The organism is Paracoccus sp. MBLB3053, from assembly GCF_031822435.1.
GTDB lineage: Bacteria > Pseudomonadota > Alphaproteobacteria > Rhodobacterales > Rhodobacteraceae > Paracoccus > Paracoccus aurantius.
This window is the reverse complement of sequence record NZ_JAVQLW010000005.1, coordinates 278,388-296,184: the sequence shown is the minus strand read 5'-3', so window position 1 is coordinate 296,184 and position 17,797 is coordinate 278,388. Positions and strand designations below refer to the sequence as shown.

Here is a 17,797-nt window from a genome sequence, read left to right as displayed (position 1 = left end):
GTGCTGTCCCTGTCCGACAATGCTCGGCTTGCCCTTTGGGAGCGGGCCGCGCTGGAACACCCCCTTGACCGGGCGCTGACAATTCTTGCCGTCACGCAGGGCGAGGAGCGCGACAGCCTGTCGGCGCTTTCTCTGGGCGAGCGCGATCGACGCCTTTACGCGGTGGCGGGAATGCTCTTCGGGCCGCGTATCGTGCTTGAGGCGAGATGCGCCCTCTGCGCCGAGCTTACGGATGTCAGCTTTTCCGTGGACGAGGTGCTTGCACTTCCCGCAGCCGACGATGCGCCCTATCTCACATTCCGGGGTGGCAAGATCCACTATCGACTGCCGGACAGTCGGGACATGGCAGCTGCGTTGTCGGCCGGGGACCGCGGCCGGGAAATTCTTCTTGCGCGCCTTTCGGGCGGTCTCGACGATTCCGACGTGCTCGCGGCGGTCGAAGCCGACCTGGCCCGGCGGGCCGGCGTCGAGGCGATGACGCTTTCCTGGACCTGTGCGGCCTGCGGGGCGACGGCAAGCAATGCATTCGACATCCTCGACTACCTGTGGCGCCGCCTTGGCGGGCAGGCTGAACGCCTGCTGCGCGACATTCATGTCATCGCCTCGGCCTATGGTTGGACGACGGCCGAGATCCTGAACCTGAGCGAGACGCGCCGCGCCGCCCATGTCGCGATGATCGCGCCATGAGCGCGCCGGGTTATCTTGACGGGCTTCTGGCCCGAGCCAAGGGCGAGATCCGCGAGCTTCGCCCGAAAACCGCGCCCTATTTCGCCCCCGAAGGCCACGCCATGGACATCCCCGAGCCCGATTTTCATCTGGTCCGATCCGCCCCCGGCGAGCCTGCGCCAAAAGCGCGGAAACGCACGAGCGACAAGATCGCGCCCGAGATCGGCCAAGTCGGCGCCGCTCGGCTGATGCCGCCGAAATCTGCCGAAATCGCGCCTTCGATCGCGACTGATCCGCCGCGATCAGCCCCGGCTCCGTTGCCGCAATCGCCTCTGGAACGAGCAGGGCCGCCGGAACCCGAGGCGGCGCGATTGGCTCGCGCACCCGTGCCCGAGCCCAGGTCGGAAAAGACGATGCGCAGCACCGAACGCGGCAGTCCGCCCGACCCTGCGCGCGCGCGCGATCGGCCCGCGCCGCCGGACCCGACTGCCGAACTAGCCCGCGTCCTTGCCCGGCTTGCCGCGGGTGAGATGACGGCTGCAAGCCCCCCGCCGCCGCCGGCAGAAACAAGGCGTATGGAAAGCGGGTCAGAGCCGCGGCTGATGCCACCTGCCGCGCCCGCGCCTCGGCCCTTGCCGGACATGCATACGGAGCCGCCTTCCGAGACCGAGGAAACCTTCGTCATCCACATCGGCGAAATCCACATCGCTCCGGACCCGGTTCCTTCGGCCGCCCCCTTGGCTGCCATGCCCCGCGCAGAGCGTCCGAAATGGCAGCCCGCGCTTTCCCTCGGCGAATACCGGTCACAGCGCCAGAGAGGTGAGCGATGAGCACTGCGCTTGCCATCGCCGGGGTGACCCAGCTGCTCAGGGATCTCCTGAATGACGGGATCGTCGACAATGACGTGGCCGCGGCCATCGGCACGAATGTCACCGTTCATGCCCGCGCACCCGACAGGCTGGACGAGGTCGCCGACGGTGCGTCGATCCTGAACGTGTTCCTCTATCAGGTTTCGAACCAGCCGAACTGGGCGAACCAGGTCCTGCCGACCCGCGACAGCATCGGCAACCGCGTGGCCAATACGCCGCTGACGCTGGATCTCTACTATCTGATCTCGGCCTCGAGCCCCGAGGACCTGCATGCCGACATCCTGCTGGGCTATGCGATGCAGATCCTGCACGAGCATCCCGGCCTTACGCGCGACGAGATCATGAGCGGGCTGAACCCTTCACCGGTGATCGCCGGCGGGTTGCCGCCCGCCCTGCAGGCGCTGGCGCAGACCGGGCTTGCCGATCAGATCGAGGCGCTTGCGATCGCGCCGGTCTATCTGGGGCTGGACGAGGCGTCGAAGCTCTGGACCGCGTTCCAGACCAACTATCGCAGCTCGATGGCCTATCGCGTCTCGACCGTGGTCATCTCGCGCGAGGAGCCGTCTTCGCTGGTGTTGCCTGTCCTGACCATCGGGGCGGGCAATTCGGGCCCGATGGTCGCGGCGAGCCTTGGCGGAGGCTTTCCCCTGATCACAGGGGTGAACCTGCCCGAAGGACAGCCAAGCGCGAGACCCGGGGACGTGGTCACGCTTCTCGGCCGGGGGCTGGAAGGCGCCGAGATGTTCGTCCGCTTCGACAGCCCGATCCTGCCGGGTGTGATCGAAATCCCCCCCGATCCCGGGGGAACGGCGGGACGGCGCACGGTCACGATCCCGGACGATCCGCCGAACTGGGCTGCCGGCCCCTACAGGGTCAGCCTTTTTGCGCGGGCCCAGCCCGGGGCGCCGCTCTATGGCTCGAACACGGCCGCCATCCAGATCGCGCCGATCGCGACGCTGCCGCCCGACAATGTGGCGCGCGGTGTCGGCGGTGCGGTCGAAGTCACCCTATCGATGCGGCCGAACCTGTGGCCCGGCCAACGCGTCGAACTGGCATTGGGCGGCGCATTGGCCGTGGCGCCAGCTCGGTCAGCGGCACAGGGAGATGCGGTCTTCACTTTCGGCGATCTCCCTGCCGGGGCCTATCCCGTGCGGCTTCGCGTCGAGGGAGCGGAAAGCTGGCTGATCCTGCGCGAGCGCCTGCCACAGCCCCCCGACTTCCTGCCAGAGCCGCCGATCTTCGATCCGGCGCAAACCATCACGGTGCCGGCATGACCGCGCTTGATCCCGTCGCCCACAAGGCCCGCCTCGCTTTTGCCAAGGCGGTTGCATCGCTGTCGCTTCGCCTTGCCGAAGGCGAAAGGCCCGATGCGACGGACCTTGCGGGGACTCCGTTCGAGAGGTTGGCCGAGCGGTTCGGGTTGACCGGGGCAGAGATGCTGGCGCTTGGCCTTCTGGCGGCGGCGGCAAGCGATCCGGCGGCGCGGGCCGCAACATCGACGGCGGATGAGCTGGCGCGGCTTTCGGGCATGGACGCGGGCCGGCTGCGCCCGACGGCCGTGCTTTCCGCCTGGCAACTGGTTCGCTGGGGGCCAGACGGGCCCGTGCTCGATCCCAGGATAACGGATTGGCTGCGCGGCCTGCAGTCGCTGGACCCCCGGCTGCTGCCCTGGCTTTCGACGCTTGTTCCCGCAACCGGCCTGCTGCCGCGCCATGCCGAAATTGCCCAAGGGATCTATCGCCACATCCTGATCCATCAGGGAATTGTCGTGATTGCGGGCGAGGGCTCAAGGACGAGGGTGAAGGTTGCCTTTGAGGCTGCCCGGGCCCTGGACATGCAGGCCGTGGCTTTCGATCCCGCGCTGCTTTTCGAGCCCGCCGACCGCCGCGCTGCGCTTTTGCGCGCCCTTGCCCGCGAAACCGTTCTGGATCGTGTGCTGCCAGTCTTCGAGGCGAATGTGCTTGAGCCCGATTTGCTGCGCGCGGCGGCCCGGCTGGAGGTCCCGGCGCTGATGCTTGGGCCTGCGGTCGAGACTGGCGGCCCGGATCTGCCCTACACCGTCCTGCTTTCTCCACCCGGCCCGCAGGAACGGCGTGGCTTGTGGCGGGCGGCATTGCAACTGGAAAGCGACCGGATGGTCGCCGAACTGGCCGAAACCTTCGCACTTGGGGCCGACGACATCGCGCGGATCGCAGCCTGTCTGCCCGACATGCCACCCCGCAAGCGGGCTGCCGCGGCCTGGTCAGCTGCGCGCACGGCACAGGCGCCACAGCCCGATCCTCTGATCTTTCGTCTTCCCGCCCGTGCCCGGTGGAGCGATCTTGTCCTGCCGACGCAGACTCTTGCGGCACTCAGGGCGATGACGGCACAGGTGAAGCACCGGGCAACCGTCTATCGCGATTGGGGCATGGGGGGCGCAACCGATCGCGGGCTTGGCGTGACCGCGTTATTCTGCGGCCCCAGCGGAACCGGCAAGACATATGCCGCTGAAGCGGTCGCGGCCGAACTGGGGCTGGATCTGCTGCGGGTGGACCTTGCTCAGGTGGTCGACAAGTATTTCGGCGAGACGGAAAAACATCTCGACCGCGTGTTCGGCCTTGCCGAGCGGTCCGGCGCGATCCTCCTTTTCGACGAGGCCGAAGCCCTGTTCCGCCAACGCGGCGAGGGCGAGGGCAGCAGCAGGCACTTCGTCTCGATGACCGTTGCCTACCTGTTGCAACGGCTCGAGACGACGCCGGGTGTCTGCTTGCTCACGACGAACATGCGCTCGGCCGTGGACGACGCCTTCCTGCGAAGGCTGCGCTTCGTCATTCCGTTTCCCTTCCCCGGTCTTGCCGAACGTCGGCGGCTATGGGCGATGGCCTTTCCGGCGCGAGCGCCAGCCAGCGCGCTGGACCTCGAACGGCTTGCGGAACTGCCGCTCGCGGGCGGGGCAATCCGCACGGTTTCGCTGAACGCGGCCTTTCTTGCGGCCGAACGGGGCGAGGGAATCTGCATGGGCGACATTCTTGCCGCGCTCGATTTCGAGAACGCCAAGCACAATCAGCCGATCGACCTCGGGCTGCTGCGCAGGAGGATGGCACGATGAACGATCGCCCGATTGCCGTCAGGATCGACCGCCTTGTCCTGCCGAAGGGCGCCGATCGCGATTTCGGCGACAAGCTTGCCGCGGCGCTGAAATCTGGCCGGGAAGGCTTACCTGCCAAGGGCAAGGCGGGCGCGGCGGCGCAGGCGATCCTTTCCAGATTGCCGGGGAGGAAGCCGTGAGCCAGCGACATGTCCAGACAGCGGGAATGAAGCTGGGCCGACGCGGCGATGCGGCCGAACGGCGCGTGCAAGGGCGGCTGGCCGATCCCGCGATCCGTGCGATGCATGACGGCGCATTGGACGGCATCGCCGAGGGGGCCGAACGTGACCAGGCAATGGCACCCGAAAACCTGGACCGGATGCTGGACGAGCCCGGGGAAACCCTTTCCCCCGATGTTCGCGCCGAAATGGAAGGTGCCTTCGGCGAGCCCTTCGGCGATATCCGGTTACACCGTGGACAGGCCGCCGCTTCGGTCGCGCGCGACATCCGCAGCGCCGGTTTCGCGGTGGGACGACATGTCGGCTTCGCCGCGGGGGCGTGGGCGCCGGAAAGCGCGCCGGGCAAAGGGTTGATCGCGCATGAGCTGGCCCATGCCGTCGAGGCGCGGTCGGGCCGGGACGATCCGAAGGTGCTGCGGGGCGCGAATATCTTCGAACAGTTCGCGGGCCTCTTTCGCAGCGACGATTTTTCGGATGCCGAACTGACGCGGTTCATCGGCGAGTTGACGCGCGGACCGGGCGATCTCTCCTCGACCGTTTCGGACAACATGGCAAGGGCCATCGTAGCGCGGGGGTTGCATGACGCATCGACCCACTCGGCGGCGATCAGTGGCACGACGCTTGCGCGCGCCGCCGAATTGCCGGTGCGGCTGAAGCTGATGCGCCATCTGCTTGATGGCTATTCCTCGGACGGGGATCAGGATGCGGTGCTGAGGATTCTGCGCGACGCGTCGCAGCTTGAGCGCGAGCAATTGGTGAACAGCTTCGGGGTCGATGCGCTGATTGACCGTTTCGACGGTGCGCGTCTCGACGAACTGACCACGCTGATCTACGGCGGAACCAGCGGCGGCGCGCGGGTCGTCGGTACCGAGCAGTCCGGGGCACAGCCGCAGGATGTGAAATGGAAGCTGTCCTACAATATCCGCAAGGACCCCAACCTGCCCGAGGACATTGCCGGTCTGGCGCTGGACACCTTCGAAATACGTCCTGACGGGACCGCGGAATTCGAGCAGCTTCGGCAGAATGCCATGTTTTCCGAGGGAACACGGCCGGGCGGGCTGAACATAGCGACCGCGGCGCATCCGAAGAACAAGGACGGCTTGGCCCGCGCGATCTTCTGGGTGGTGCCGCGCGACACGGCACTTTGGCCCGCCTATGCCACGGCAACCCGGACCTCGCTGCCTCAGGTGGAGGAGGAGGGCGAGGGCTCGCTCGGGGCGCATTACCCGGCCATTCCCACCGCCGACAATCAGGAAGTCGAGGCCAGGATAGAGGTCATGCTTGCCGCGCAGGAGCGGCGCCGGGTCGAGACCGAGCATAGCGAAACCCGTACCAGCTCGGTGACAGAGCGCACCGAGAACGAACGCCAGCAGCGCGAGGCGCAGATCGGAGAGACGACCCAAAGCGGAAATTGGAGCGTGGAGGAGCGCAACCGGCGGCGCGAACAGCTCAACAGCGCAGTGGGCGCGACCCAAGGCGCGATCCGTGGCTTCGAATCGCAGCAGAACTGGCAGAACCAGGTCCAGACCATGCGCGAGAACATGCTGCGCATCGAAGGCGAAATGGGGGGCGAAACCGAGCAATCGACCCAGACCGAGGCCGGGATCGACATTCATGCCGGGATCGGCGCCGAAGCGGCGCTGCGTCTTGCGACCCAGCTCGGGATCGAGCTTGGCACGACCATGGACCTGTCGGCCTTGGGGGATGTGCTGGGCCCCATTGCCGACCTTGCGGGCCTTGCTGTCCCCGAGATACCGGCGCTTGCGGGCCTGCTCAGCATCTTTCCGGAACTGACCGGGGGCATCAGCCTCAGCCTTTCGCCCGAGGGGGCGCTTTCGCTGTCGGGCGACCTGTCGGGCGACCTGCGCGCCAAGCGTCTCTGGGGCGAGGTCAGGCGGCGCAATTACCGCCTTGGCGGCGCGGCCGAACAGCGAAACGCGACCACCACGACGAACAGCGTCGGCGGTCAGACCACTGTCAGCGGCCAGCAATCCGCAGAACTGCGCGCCGAACAGGGTCGTCAGGTCGAGGGCGAGCAGGAAGTTACCGGCCGGCAGGGCGGTTCGAATTCCGCCACCCGGCGAAGCGAACTGGAAGCGATCCAGCGCCGGCTGCAGGTGCTTGAAAGCGAACGAGGCACGTCGGTCACCGACCGGACCCGGACCGAGACCCCCGAATTCGTGCCGCAGGTGCGCGAAGCCCGTATTTCGTTCCATCCGCTCAGGAACGGATTGGGCGGCATCCTGCGTCCGGACCGACCGGAGGGCGGGACCTCCCGGCGCAGGCGGAGGCGTGGCGGATGACGAACGGGGCGAAATATCTCAAGGGCGGGATCGTGCTTCTGGACGATGCGGGAACGGTCGTTCGGGCTCTGCCCATGCTGGTGAATCCGGCGAGCCTGCAGCACAGCTTCGAGGTCAAGTCGATGGGCGAGGAAACCGGCCGTTCCTCGCCCCTTCGGCTGACCGGACCGGCGGTGGAAACGATCAGTTTCGAAGCCCGGATGGAAGTGTCGGACGCATTGGCGCGGGGTGATGCGGTCGCGATCGATGAGGGGATCAGGCCGCAGCTTGCGGCATTGCAGATGCTCGTCACGCCGACCACGGCGATGCTTGATGCCAATGACGCGCTGCAAAAAAGCGGCGCGCTTGAAATCGTGCCGATGACGCAGCCGCTCAGCCTGTTCATCTGGGGTCGGACACAGATCATTCCGTTCCGGCTGGTCGCCTTCAGCTACACCGAGGAATTCTTCAACGCGCGTCTCTATCCGCTGGCGGCGACGGTCCAGATGACGCTCCGCGCGCTTTCCGTCGACGATCTTGGCTATTCCAGTCGCGGTGGCGCGATCTATCGGGCCTATCTGCGCAATATCGAGGCGAGCGCGGCCCGGGTCGCCAATACGCAGCTTGCCACATTGGGCATCGAGGGGGCGCTATGAACGAGATCGCCGCACTCCTGATGCCTGCGGGCGACGAAAAGGCCCCGTTTCCGCCTGACAGCCGCTATGCCGGCCTGCCGGTCATGACCCTGACGCTCCCTGACGGGCGCGACGTCAAGGTGCTGGCCCGGCGCTTCGTGCCGCCGCTGGAAGCGGTCGAGGTGACGTCAATCCACGAGATCCGCGACGGCGACCGACTGGATCTTCTTGCGGCGGCCTATTTCGGCAATCCGTCGCAGGGCTGGAAGATTCTTGACGCAAACGGCATCCGCGATGCGCGGCAGGCCCTGAAGGATACAGGCTCGCGGCTGGTCATCGGCGCTGCGGTCCAGATCCGAGGGCAGAGCCATGAATAGGGGGGCAGGATGACCAGCGGCGTCGAAATGCGCCTGTTCATCGGGCCGGTGGTCCCCTTGCCGGTGTCGCAGGATATCCTCGAGGCGCTGGTATCGGCATCGGTGACCTGCGCCACCCCGGATGCGCCGGGCGTATTCCAGCTGATCTTCGACATCGACCAGCGATCGCCGCTGACGACGCTGTTCGTGCTCTCGGGTGGTGCACCGATCCCGATGGTGCGGGTCGTCATCGCCGCACGCATGGCCGGGGTCGACACAATCCTGATCGACGGCGTGATGACGCATCACGAGGTCACGCCCGGCCCGTCGCCTGGTACGTCGCGGCTTTCCGTGACGGGCGAAGATATGAGCCGGGTGATGGACTACATCCCCTTTGACTTCATCCGCTATCCGGCGATGCCCGACTTCGCGCGGGTAAACCTGATCCTGGCGAAATACGCCTTTCTGGGTGTGATCCCGATGGTCATTCCCTCGGTGCTTCTGGATGTGCCCCTGCCCACCTCGTCGATCCCGCAGCATCACGGCAAGGATCTGGGCTACATGAAGGAGCTGGCCGAGAAGGTTGGCTATGTCTTCATGATGCGACCGGGGCCGACGGTCGGAACCTCGATCGCCTATTGGGGGCCGGATGTGCAGATGGGCGATGTTCAGCCGGCGCTGAACCTCGACATGGATGCCTGGCGCAACATCCGCGATGCCTCGGCCAGTTTCGACACCCAGAAGGGCATGATCCCGATCGTGGTGATCCAGAACCCCGAAACCAAGGTGCCGATCCCGATTCCGGTGGTCGTGAATCCCGTTCTGAACCCGCCGCTCGGGGCGGTGCCGCCCATCCCGCTGCGCGTCGAGTTGATGAATGACACGGGCCATCTGAACCCCGTTCAGGCGGCCCTGATCGGCATGGCGCGGGCGGCAAGGGCGCAAAGCGGCCCGCTGAAGGTCACCGGTTCGCTGGACGTGCAGACCTATGGACGCATGCTCGAACCTTACAAGCTCGTCGGCCTGCGCGGCGCCGGACCTGCCTATACCGGTCTTTTCTACGTCGAGCAGGTCACCACGAGCTTCTCGGGTGGGCAGCTTACCCAATCCTTCGTTCTGTCGCGGAACGGACTCGTTTCCACTGTCGAAAAGGTGCCAGCATGAACCGTCCTCTTGTCGGCCTGTACCGGGCGACCGTCACCCAGAACGCCGATCCGAACCAGACCGGGCATATCCAGGTCGAGATCCCGGGCATTACCGCCTTTTCGCCCTCGACATGGGTCAAGCCCTGCCTGCCGGTGGCGGGACTTCAGCAGGGGTTGTTCTCGGTTCCCATGGTTGGCTCGGGCGTGTGGATCCAGTTCGAGCAGGGCGACGCGGACAAGCCCGTCTGGCTGGGCTGCTTTCTCGGGACGGTTGCCGACAAGCCCTTGCTTGCCAATACCGCGCCGCCGCCTACCCCCGCCGTGACGATCCAGACGCCGTTGAAGAACGGCATCGTCATCTCGGACGGGCTCGGGCCGTCAGGGGTGGGCGGCATCACGATACAAAGCGCCTCGGGCGCGACCATTACCGTGAACGACACGGGCATCGTCATCATGAACGGCCGGGGGGCGGTGATCTCGCTCGTCGGGAATGCCGTCGACATCAACCTGGGAGCGCTGATCATCACCTGATTTTCGTTGCGAAGGAGGCAATGATGCCGGGACAGTTGCTGCATATGGGCGCGATCGTCACCTGCTCGCACGGGGGGCAGGCAATGCCGACGACGACCAATCCGCGCGTCACTGTCTCGGGCCAGCCGGTCGTTCCCCTGCCGGCGGTCTGGTCGGTCGCCGGTTGCGCCCTGCCTCCTCCGCCGGCCGCGAACGGGCCTTGCGTCACGGCCTCGTTCATCATGGGCACGACGCGCGTCACCTCTCTGGGGACGCCGCTTGCGATCTTTACCGGCATCTCGATCTGCACCCCGACCGGAACGCCGCTGATCGCGTCGTTTGCCCAGCCAAGGGTGATCGCCACATGACAGGGATATTCCATACCGACTACCCCTATCGCCTGGCCAGTGACGGGATGACGGCACGCACCAGGTACGAAGACCATGTCCGCGACCTGATCGAGCAATTGTTGTTCACCCGTCCGGGCGAGCGGCTGGTCCGACCCGCGCTTGGCTGCGGTCTTGCCGATCTGCTTTTTGCCCCGCTGACGCCCGAATCCGCCGATGCCGCCCGGACCGCGATCGACCTCGCGCTGCAGCGCCATCTGGCGCAGGAAATCGAGCTGCGCGGTCTGGACGTGCGAATGGAAGGCTCGGCGTTGTTCATCGACATTCGTTATCGCATCCGCGCGACCGGGAGCGAGACATCCGCCGAGATCGTGGTGGAGGGGCTGGCATGATCTATCGTTGCTGTGACCTGCTTCGCCGCGAAGAGACCCGCGCCAGTGCCCTGAACGGAATAGATTTTCTTGAGGTGATCGACCATGCCGCGCCGGTCGAGGCCGACCGTCAGCGCTTCCTGCATGTCCATCTGCTCAAGGACCCCGCGCCCGTTGTTTATGCCGGCGACCAGATCACGGTCACTGGGCCTTCGGGCGTGATCGAGGTGCTCGATGTGCAGACCGGACTGGGAAGCCAGGCGAACGTCCTTGTCGTCGAACTGACCGCGGCCGGAGATTTCGAAACCCATGTGCTGGCGATCAGGCGTGGACTTCTGGATGATCGCCCCCCGCCCGAGCTTGACCCGCAGCTCGCCTCGGTCGCCTTCTCGTTCAAGGTGGAATGCCCTTCGGATTTCGATTGCCTGAAGTCATGCGGCTGCGTCCCGGATGTGCCCGCGCTTCCCGAATTCAGCTATCTCGCGCGTGACATCGACAGCTTTCGCACCGTGATGCTGGACCGGATAGCGACGCTTCAGCCCGGCATGCCGCCACCCAACCCGGTGGATCAACGCATGGCGATCATCGATGCGCTGGCGGTCGTCGCGGATCGCATCGCCTATGCGCAGGATGCGGGGCATACCGCCGGCTGGCTGGCCCATGTGCAGGATCGCATCTCGGCGCGCCGGCTGGCGCTGCTGGTCGATTACCGGATGGATGAAGGCAGGAATGCGCGATGTTTCGTGCACCTGACGGCGGCATCCGATGCGCTGCCGGTCGCACCGGATTTCGATCCGGTCGTCATGGCCGGCACCGCCTTCGCCACGCGGATCGGAGGCGAGGATGTGCGACTGACGGGTGCCGCGACGCTGGACCGGGCCCGAGTGGTCTTCGAGGCCATGACGCCCCTTCAGGCCTTGTTCGTCGATCATAACGAAATGGGCTTTCATACCTGGTCGGATCAACGCTGCTCGTTGCCTGCGGGGGCAACCTCGGCCACGCTTTCGGGCCATTTCCCCAACCTGCAAATCGGCGACTTCCTGGGCTTCGAAGAGGTGGTCGGGCCTCGGACTGGCAATCCCGCGGATCGTGACCGGGCCAACCGCCAGGTGGTGCGACTGATCGCGGTCAACGCGTTTGAAACAGCGGGCGTTCCACTGACCGACCCGGTCACGACTGAAGAGATCACCGAGATCGCGTGGGACCCCGCCGATGCGCTGGATCGTCCGCTATGCCTGAGCGCCGAGACCGCGCTGGAATTCGGCCGGATCTATCTGCCCCGCGTCTCGGTCGCGCGTGGCAACATCGTCCTGGCCGACCACGGGCGCAGCATTCTCGATGAAGATATTGGCGACGTGCCCGGATCGACGAAATCCTGGGCTCCGGGTCGGGGGCCGGAAAGGGCGGCCGGAGCCGGGAAGGTCGGACCTTGCTGCGAATGCGAGGAAGATCCGCCCGAAAGAATGCCCGGCCGTTTTGCCCCCGTGCTTGCAAAAGGCCCCCTGACATTTGCCGTGCCGCTCGACGCGGCGCTGGGGGCGCGTGCGCTACTCGCGGCGCAGGGACTGCCTGCGCCGCAACTTTGGCCGACGGGCGTGATCGGTGCGGTGGTCGAACCCTGGACGGCGCAGCGCGACCTTTTGGGCAGTGGCCCGGCTGCGCGCGACGTGGTCGCGGAAATCGATAGCGCGGGTCGCGCCCATCTGCGGTTCGGCAATGACGTGAACGGCCAGCGACCGGCTGCCGGCGTAAGCTTTTCAGCCCGTTACAGGATCGGGCAGGGGCCTACCGGAAATATCGGCGAGGACCGGCTTGTGCATGTCCTGGGCGGCCCGGCCGAGATTGCCGCATTGCGCAACTTCACCGCAGGGGTGGGCGGAATCGCGGCCGAAACGATCCGTTCGATGCGGCGTCGCGCACCGTTCGCGTTCCGCCGCCAAGACCGCGCGGTCAACCGGCCCGACCATGACGAGATTGCGCGCCGATTCCTGCCGCCCGAAGGCCCCCTGCAGGGCAGCGTCACCGATGTCATGCATACCGGGTCATGGCACACAACGCTGCTTACGGTGGACCGTCGGGGCGGCTTGGCGGTCGATCCGGATTTCGAAACGGACCTGCGCGCCCATATCGAACCCTATCGCATGGCCGGCCGCGACATCGAGGTCGAGGGCCCGATCTATGTCCCGATCGAGATCGACCTTGAGATCTGTGTATGCCGCGGGCATCTGAGCGGACAGGTGAAGGCCGCGCTTGCCGATGTGTTTTCGGCCCGGGTCCTGCCCGATGGCAGTCTTGGCGCGTTCCACCCTGACCGGATGGAGCTTGGCAGGACACTTTACCTGTCACCTCTCGTCGCGCTCGCGCAGCGTGTCCAAGGGGTCTGCGGCGTCACGGCTATCCTGTTTCGACGTTTCAACGATCCCGGATCGAGCGGGCTGGGGGCGGGGCGGTTGCTTTTCGGCAGGCGCGAGGTGGCCCAGCTTCAGAACGACCCGAGCCATCCCGGGCGGGGCGTGCTGCGGCTCAGGATGAAAGGGGGGCGCTGATGGCGGACAGTTGCTGCGCATGCGAAGGCATCATGGTTTCCACGCCGGAAGCGGCCTGGAACCGACCGGGTCTGACCAATATCTCGGTAAGGGCGGGGACTTACACGAGCTTTCTCGACACGATGCTGGCTCGGCTCTCATCGTCCGAACACGGCGCGCTGGCTGATCTTCGCACGCGCGATCCGGCGGTGGATTTCTCGATCGCCGCGCTGGATGCATGGGCGGTCGTGGGCGATATCCTGACCTTCTATGCCGAAAGACTGACAGTCGAGACCTTGCTTCCGACCGCGCGCGAGCTGAACTCGCTGCACGGGCTGGCCATGCTTGTCGGCTATGCGCCTTCACCGGGCGTCGCGGCCGAGGTGGAAATCGCCTTTCGCATGTCCGAGGTGGAGGGGTCGCCCAGATCGATCAAGCTGCCTTCGGGCGTAAAGGTGCAAAGCACGCCCGGCCCCGACGAAGCGCCTGTGATCTTCGAGACCACGGCCTCCATCCCGGCGCGCAGCGCATGGAACGCGATGCGCCCGCTTCTGGATGCACCCCAGGAATTGACTGCGGGCACGACGAGGCTGGCGCTGGCGGGAACACGCACCGGTCTGAAATCAGGCGACGGCGTGGCCTTCGCGGCAGATGACGGCACGCCGGTTTTCGCGAGGGTGTCTTCGGTTACGATCGAGCCCGCGAACCCCGCGCTTGATCCGGATGCGATTGATCTGACGCATCTTGTGATAGACCCGATCGCGACCACTCCCGCGCATTTCGCCTTTGCCCCTCCGCCAGATCCCATGCCCCCCGTGGTCCAGCCGCCGCTGGCAGACCATCTGGGCCAGACGTTGAGCGCGGGCGATCTGGCCAAGATCCTCGACGAGGCGGGGGTCGATGACGATGCGTTCTTCGATCCCCTGATCGGGCTGCCCGAACCACGCAAACGCGTTCTCGTCTTTCGGCAAAGCACGGGGATATTCGGCAATGCGGCGCCAGGCTTTGCGTCATTGCCGACGGCATTGACGGGGGAGTTTCCGGTCTATGGGCCCAATGACGACGGGGTCATCGTCATCGACCACATGGAACAGGGTCCCTATTTCGGGCAGCAGGATCACTGGGCAGATGGCACGCTTGAAGTCCTTTCGGATGAAGCAGGCAACATCTACCTTGACCGCGTGCTCAAGGACGTGACCGCAGGCTCAGTCGTCGCCCTGAAGGATGGTGACGACTGGGGGTTGTATGAAGTCGAGAACGTCGCCGAACTGGCCTTGGCAAGGTTCGCGATCCAGGGGCGCAGCACGCGGCTGGGGCTGGATGGTTCGACCGGATTTGATCAGCTTACGATCCGCGGCACGACTGTCTGGACAAGCAGCGAATGGTTGGATCTGCCACGCAGGCGATTTGTCGATCCGTTGAAGGCGGGGGATACCCAGATCGCGCTGAACGGCTGGTCACCCGGCCTTCAGCCCGGCCAGCGACTGGCGCTGCGCGGGGGATATGCCGATGGGCTGGATGCCCCTGCCGTCGAGGCTGCGGAAATCCAAGACGTGTTCCACGACCTTCAGGCAGGCGGTGGCACGACAATCACGCTTGCCACAGGTCTGGCTTATGACCACGCACGCGACGCGCTGCGGATCTGCGGTAATGTCGCCCCTGCAACGCATGGAGAGACAACGGTCGACCTGCTCGGCAAGGGAGATCCCGCGCGGGTCTTTCCGACATTTGTCGCCAGGCAGGGTCCCCTGACCCATATCACGGCCGAGGTTGTGGGCGGAGCTGCACCGACGACCGAATTGCGGGTTGGGGGCATCCTTTGGAAGCAGGTGCCGAACTTGCTTGATGCGCGGCAGGGTGACCGCGTCTATACCCTGCGCGTCGACGAGACGGGCATTGCCACCTACGGTTTCGGAGATGGTGTGACCGGGGCCATGCCGGCCTCGGGGCAGGAGATCCGAGCGACCTACCGCACGGGCCTTGGATTGGCTGGACGGGTGCGTGCCGGGCAGCTCAACATCCTGATGACGCGTCCCCTGGGGGTGGAGGCCGCGGAAAATCCGCTGCCTGCCGAGGGCGGGGCGAACCCAGAACCACTGAACGACCTGCGCCGCAATCTGCCGCTTTCCTGCCGGACGCTGGGACGTGTCGTGTCCCTGTCGGACTATGCCGACTATGCGCTGACCTATGCGGGGATCGCCAAGGCGCGGGCCGAACGCGTCCGCATACCGGGGCTCGGGCAGCCGGGCATCGTACTAACCGTTGCGGGCGATCTGGGTGCCGAAATCCTGCCGGGAAGCGCCATCTACGACGGTTTGGTCGGCGGGTTGCGCAAGGACGGCATCCCCTATGTCCGCTTCCGGCTGCTGAACTACCGCCCGCAGACATTCCGGATCGGGGCCAAGATCAAGGTGTTCGAGGAATATCTTCCCGACGAGGTGCTGGCCGCCGCCGAAGCCGCACTGAGAACGGCTTACGGGTTCGAAGGCCGGAGCTTCGCCCAGACCGTCTTCGCCTCCGAGATCCTGACAACCATGCAGGATGTGCCGGGCGTCGAAGGGGTGGTGCTGGACCTGCTCTACACCGGCGCCGTTCCTGCGAGCGCGGCTGCGTTGCTGGCGGCCCCGGCCTCTGCCACGCAGGGGGCCGAATTGCTGACGCTTCATTCCGGGCCCCTTGATCATCTGGAGTTGATGTCATGAGCGAGACCGGCGCATTTCTCTACGACTCCCTGCCGCAGGTTTATCGAAGCCGCGACGCGGATCAGGGCTATCCCTTGAAATCGTTTCTCAATGTGCTGGGCGAGCAGGGCGATGTCCTTTGGGACGAGGCAATGCGCCTTTACGACAACCAGTTCATCGAAACCTGCGACGACTGGCTGGTTCCCTATATCGGCGCGCTGGTCGGCTATCGGCCGGTCCATGATATCGGCGCGGTCAGCCAGCGTGCGTTGGTGGGCAGATGGCTTGCCCTTATCCGCTCGAAAGGCACGGCCGCGACGCTGGAGGAGGTGGCGCGCGGCGCGACGGGCTGGCCCGCGCGCGTGGTCGAGGAGTTTCGCCTGCTGTCGCATCCGCAGTTCATGAACCACCTGCGACCGCAGGTCCATGGCGCGCTGGATCTGCGCCATGCGCAACGTTGCGAGGCGATCGGCGGCGCTTTCGACGATGCCCATGCGACCGTCGATGTCGGACGTATTCCCCGACATGAAGGCCAGCGCAATATCGCGAATCTGTCGATCTGGCTTTGGCGGCTGCAGGCGCAGGAGTTCCCGCGCCACGATGCGGTCGAGATCGGTCCGCGCCGTTATGCCGCCCACCCGCTTGGCCTTGATGTTCAGGCCTTCAACCTGCCCCTGACCGAAGCTGACCGTAGGTCTTTGGCGCTGAGGCCGCATCTGCCCGTGCCAATGGGCCGGAGAGAGCTCGGCGCGGAACTCGCGGATTTCCATCCGCGCGCCTTCCGCATCTGGGTGGATGGGGCCGAAATCGTCCCGCCCGCGCTTGTGATCTGCAATCTCGAGGATGACGGGCCGGGATGGGCACATGCCCCGGCCGTGGCCGTGGCCTTCGACCCGCTTCTGGGCCGGATCGCCACGCCCTCCGCCTCGGCCGTTCCGACGCGGGTCGAGGTGATGCTGCATACAGGCTTTCCGGGTGATATCGGCGGCGGGGCCTATGGTCGCGCCGCTGCGTTCGCCTCGGGCGTGGCCGACACGATTGCGAGCGGGGACGACCTTCAGGCGGCAGTCGATGCGAGCGCGCAGGGTGGGGTCGTCGAAATCTCGGATAGCGCCACATTCGACGGCAGCTTCGCGATTGCGGCGGATCCGGACGCGCTGTTCGAACTGCGCGCCGCCGATGGGCAGCGACCCAGCTTGCGACTGACGGCCCCGCTTGAAATCAGCGGTGGGACTGGCAGTGAGGTCACGCTGGATGGGCTGCTGATCGGCGGCGCCCCGGTGGTAGTCCCTGCCGCCGGGAACGAACTGCGCAGGCTTAGCTTGCGCCATGTCACGCTGGTCCCGGGTCTATCCGCCGCAGCCGACGGCGCGCCCGTTTCACCAACCGAACCCTCGCTGGTGATCGAGGCCTCGAATGTGATTGTCGAAATCGAAAGCTCGGTTGTTGGCGGCATTCGTTGCCATCCCTCGACCGTCTTCGTGGCGCGGGATTCGGCGATTGATGCCTGCGAGCCGTCGAATGTGGCCATTGCCGGGCTTGATCACCTTTCCCCAGCGGGGCAGGTCACGCTTGAGGAAGTCACCGTGATCGGCAAGCTTGCCGTTCACGCCTTCACCCTTGTTTCGAACTCGATCCTGATCGCCCGTCTTGCACCTGCAGATAGCTGGACCCTCGCTGTCGAGGCCGAGGACACCCAGAGAGGCTGCGCGCGCTTTTCATGGATACCTCCGGGCAGCAGGGTGCCAAGACGCTATCGCTGCCAGCCCAGCCTTGCGCTTGGCGAGGCCATCCGTGCCGCCGAAGAGGCAAATCCGCTGCTCACCGATCCGGAGCGGGCGGCGATCCGCACACGTATCCTTGCGCGGATCGTGCCGGGTTTTGTCCAGCGACAATGGCCGAGACCGGCCTATCTGCAGCTTCTCACCTCGTCCCCGACCGCGATCCGAACGGGTGCCGATGACGAGGGCGAAATGGGTGTGTGGCACCACATCCACCAGCCTCAACGGGAAAGCAATCTGTCCACAAGGTTGGAGGAATTCGTTCCGAACGGCCTCGAGGCCAGCTTCTTCTACGCGACATGAGCGACCACCCATCACGGGGG

At 65.8% G+C, this 17,797-nt stretch carries 15 protein-coding genes; all 15 read left to right on the top strand.

Annotation, left to right across the window (positions count from 1 at the left end):
- The 15 genes from RGQ15_RS21535 to RGQ15_RS21465 are packed head-to-tail and all read left to right on the top strand — an operon-like array spanning position 1 to position 17,777.
- A complete protein-coding gene (locus RGQ15_RS21535; protein ID WP_311162950.1) occupies positions 1 to 687 on the top strand; it encodes a hypothetical protein in 687 nt (228 codons plus the stop codon).
- Entirely contained in the window at positions 684 to 1,496 is an 813-nt protein-coding gene (locus tag RGQ15_RS21530) for a hypothetical protein (protein WP_311162949.1), read from the top strand. The genes RGQ15_RS21535 and RGQ15_RS21530 overlap by 4 nt, the downstream gene beginning before the upstream one ends.
- Positions 1,493 to 2,809, top strand: coding sequence for a DUF4255 domain-containing protein (locus RGQ15_RS21525; protein ID WP_311162948.1), 1,317 nt, complete (start codon positions 1,493 to 1,495; stop codon positions 2,807 to 2,809). The genes RGQ15_RS21530 and RGQ15_RS21525 overlap by 4 nt, the downstream gene beginning before the upstream one ends.
- On the top strand, positions 2,806 to 4,623 hold the full coding sequence (locus tag RGQ15_RS21520; RefSeq protein ID WP_311162947.1) for an ATP-binding protein: 1,818 nt from the start codon (positions 2,806 to 2,808) through the stop codon (positions 4,621 to 4,623). Before RGQ15_RS21525 ends, RGQ15_RS21520 begins: the two co-directional genes overlap by 4 nt.
- Positions 4,620 to 4,802: a hypothetical protein gene (locus RGQ15_RS21515; protein ID WP_311162946.1), complete on the top strand. Its 183-nt coding sequence runs from the start codon at positions 4,620 to 4,622 to the stop codon at positions 4,800 to 4,802. Before RGQ15_RS21520 ends, RGQ15_RS21515 begins: the two co-directional genes overlap by 4 nt.
- Positions 4,799 to 7,144 carry an eCIS core domain-containing protein gene (locus RGQ15_RS21510; RefSeq protein WP_311162945.1) on the top strand — a complete coding sequence of 782 codons (2,346 nt, stop codon included), beginning with the start codon at positions 4,799 to 4,801 and terminating at the stop codon, positions 7,142 to 7,144. Before RGQ15_RS21515 ends, RGQ15_RS21510 begins: the two co-directional genes overlap by 4 nt.
- The gene (locus RGQ15_RS21505; protein ID WP_311162944.1) at positions 7,141 to 7,779 is read left to right on the top strand and encodes a hypothetical protein; all 639 of its coding nucleotides are present in this window, start codon (positions 7,141 to 7,143) and stop codon (positions 7,777 to 7,779) included. The genes RGQ15_RS21510 and RGQ15_RS21505 overlap by 4 nt, the downstream gene beginning before the upstream one ends.
- Positions 7,776 to 8,135, top strand: a complete 360-nt coding sequence (locus RGQ15_RS21500) for a hypothetical protein (RefSeq protein WP_311162943.1) — start codon at positions 7,776 to 7,778, stop codon at positions 8,133 to 8,135. Before RGQ15_RS21505 ends, RGQ15_RS21500 begins: the two co-directional genes overlap by 4 nt.
- A gap of 9 nt (positions 8,136 to 8,144) precedes the next feature.
- Positions 8,145 to 9,278, top strand: a complete 1,134-nt coding sequence (locus tag RGQ15_RS21495; protein WP_311162942.1) for a hypothetical protein — start codon at positions 8,145 to 8,147, stop codon at positions 9,276 to 9,278.
- The gene (locus RGQ15_RS21490; protein ID WP_311162941.1) at positions 9,275 to 9,790 is read left to right on the top strand and encodes a phage baseplate assembly protein V; all 516 of its coding nucleotides are present in this window, start codon (positions 9,275 to 9,277) and stop codon (positions 9,788 to 9,790) included. Before RGQ15_RS21495 ends, RGQ15_RS21490 begins: the two co-directional genes overlap by 4 nt.
- A 23-nt stretch (positions 9,791 to 9,813) precedes the next feature.
- The gene (locus RGQ15_RS21485; RefSeq protein ID WP_311162940.1) at positions 9,814 to 10,137 is read left to right on the top strand and encodes a hypothetical protein; all 324 of its coding nucleotides are present in this window, start codon (positions 9,814 to 9,816) and stop codon (positions 10,135 to 10,137) included.
- Complete coding sequence (locus tag RGQ15_RS21480) at positions 10,134 to 10,508, top strand: GPW/gp25 family protein (protein ID WP_311162939.1); 375 nt, start codon at positions 10,134 to 10,136, stop codon at positions 10,506 to 10,508. Before RGQ15_RS21485 ends, RGQ15_RS21480 begins: the two co-directional genes overlap by 4 nt.
- Positions 10,505 to 13,033, top strand: coding sequence for a baseplate J/gp47 family protein (locus RGQ15_RS21475; protein WP_311162938.1), 2,529 nt, complete (start codon positions 10,505 to 10,507; stop codon positions 13,031 to 13,033). Before RGQ15_RS21480 ends, RGQ15_RS21475 begins: the two co-directional genes overlap by 4 nt.
- Positions 13,033 to 15,714 carry a baseplate J/gp47 family protein gene (locus tag RGQ15_RS21470; protein ID WP_311162937.1) on the top strand — a complete coding sequence of 894 codons (2,682 nt, stop codon included), beginning with the start codon at positions 13,033 to 13,035 and terminating at the stop codon, positions 15,712 to 15,714. The genes RGQ15_RS21475 and RGQ15_RS21470 overlap by 1 nt, the downstream gene beginning before the upstream one ends.
- Positions 15,711 to 17,777, top strand: coding sequence for a hypothetical protein (locus RGQ15_RS21465; protein ID WP_311162936.1), 2,067 nt, complete (start codon positions 15,711 to 15,713; stop codon positions 17,775 to 17,777). Before RGQ15_RS21470 ends, RGQ15_RS21465 begins: the two co-directional genes overlap by 4 nt.
- The last annotated feature ends 20 nt before the right edge of the window (positions 17,778 to 17,797 follow it).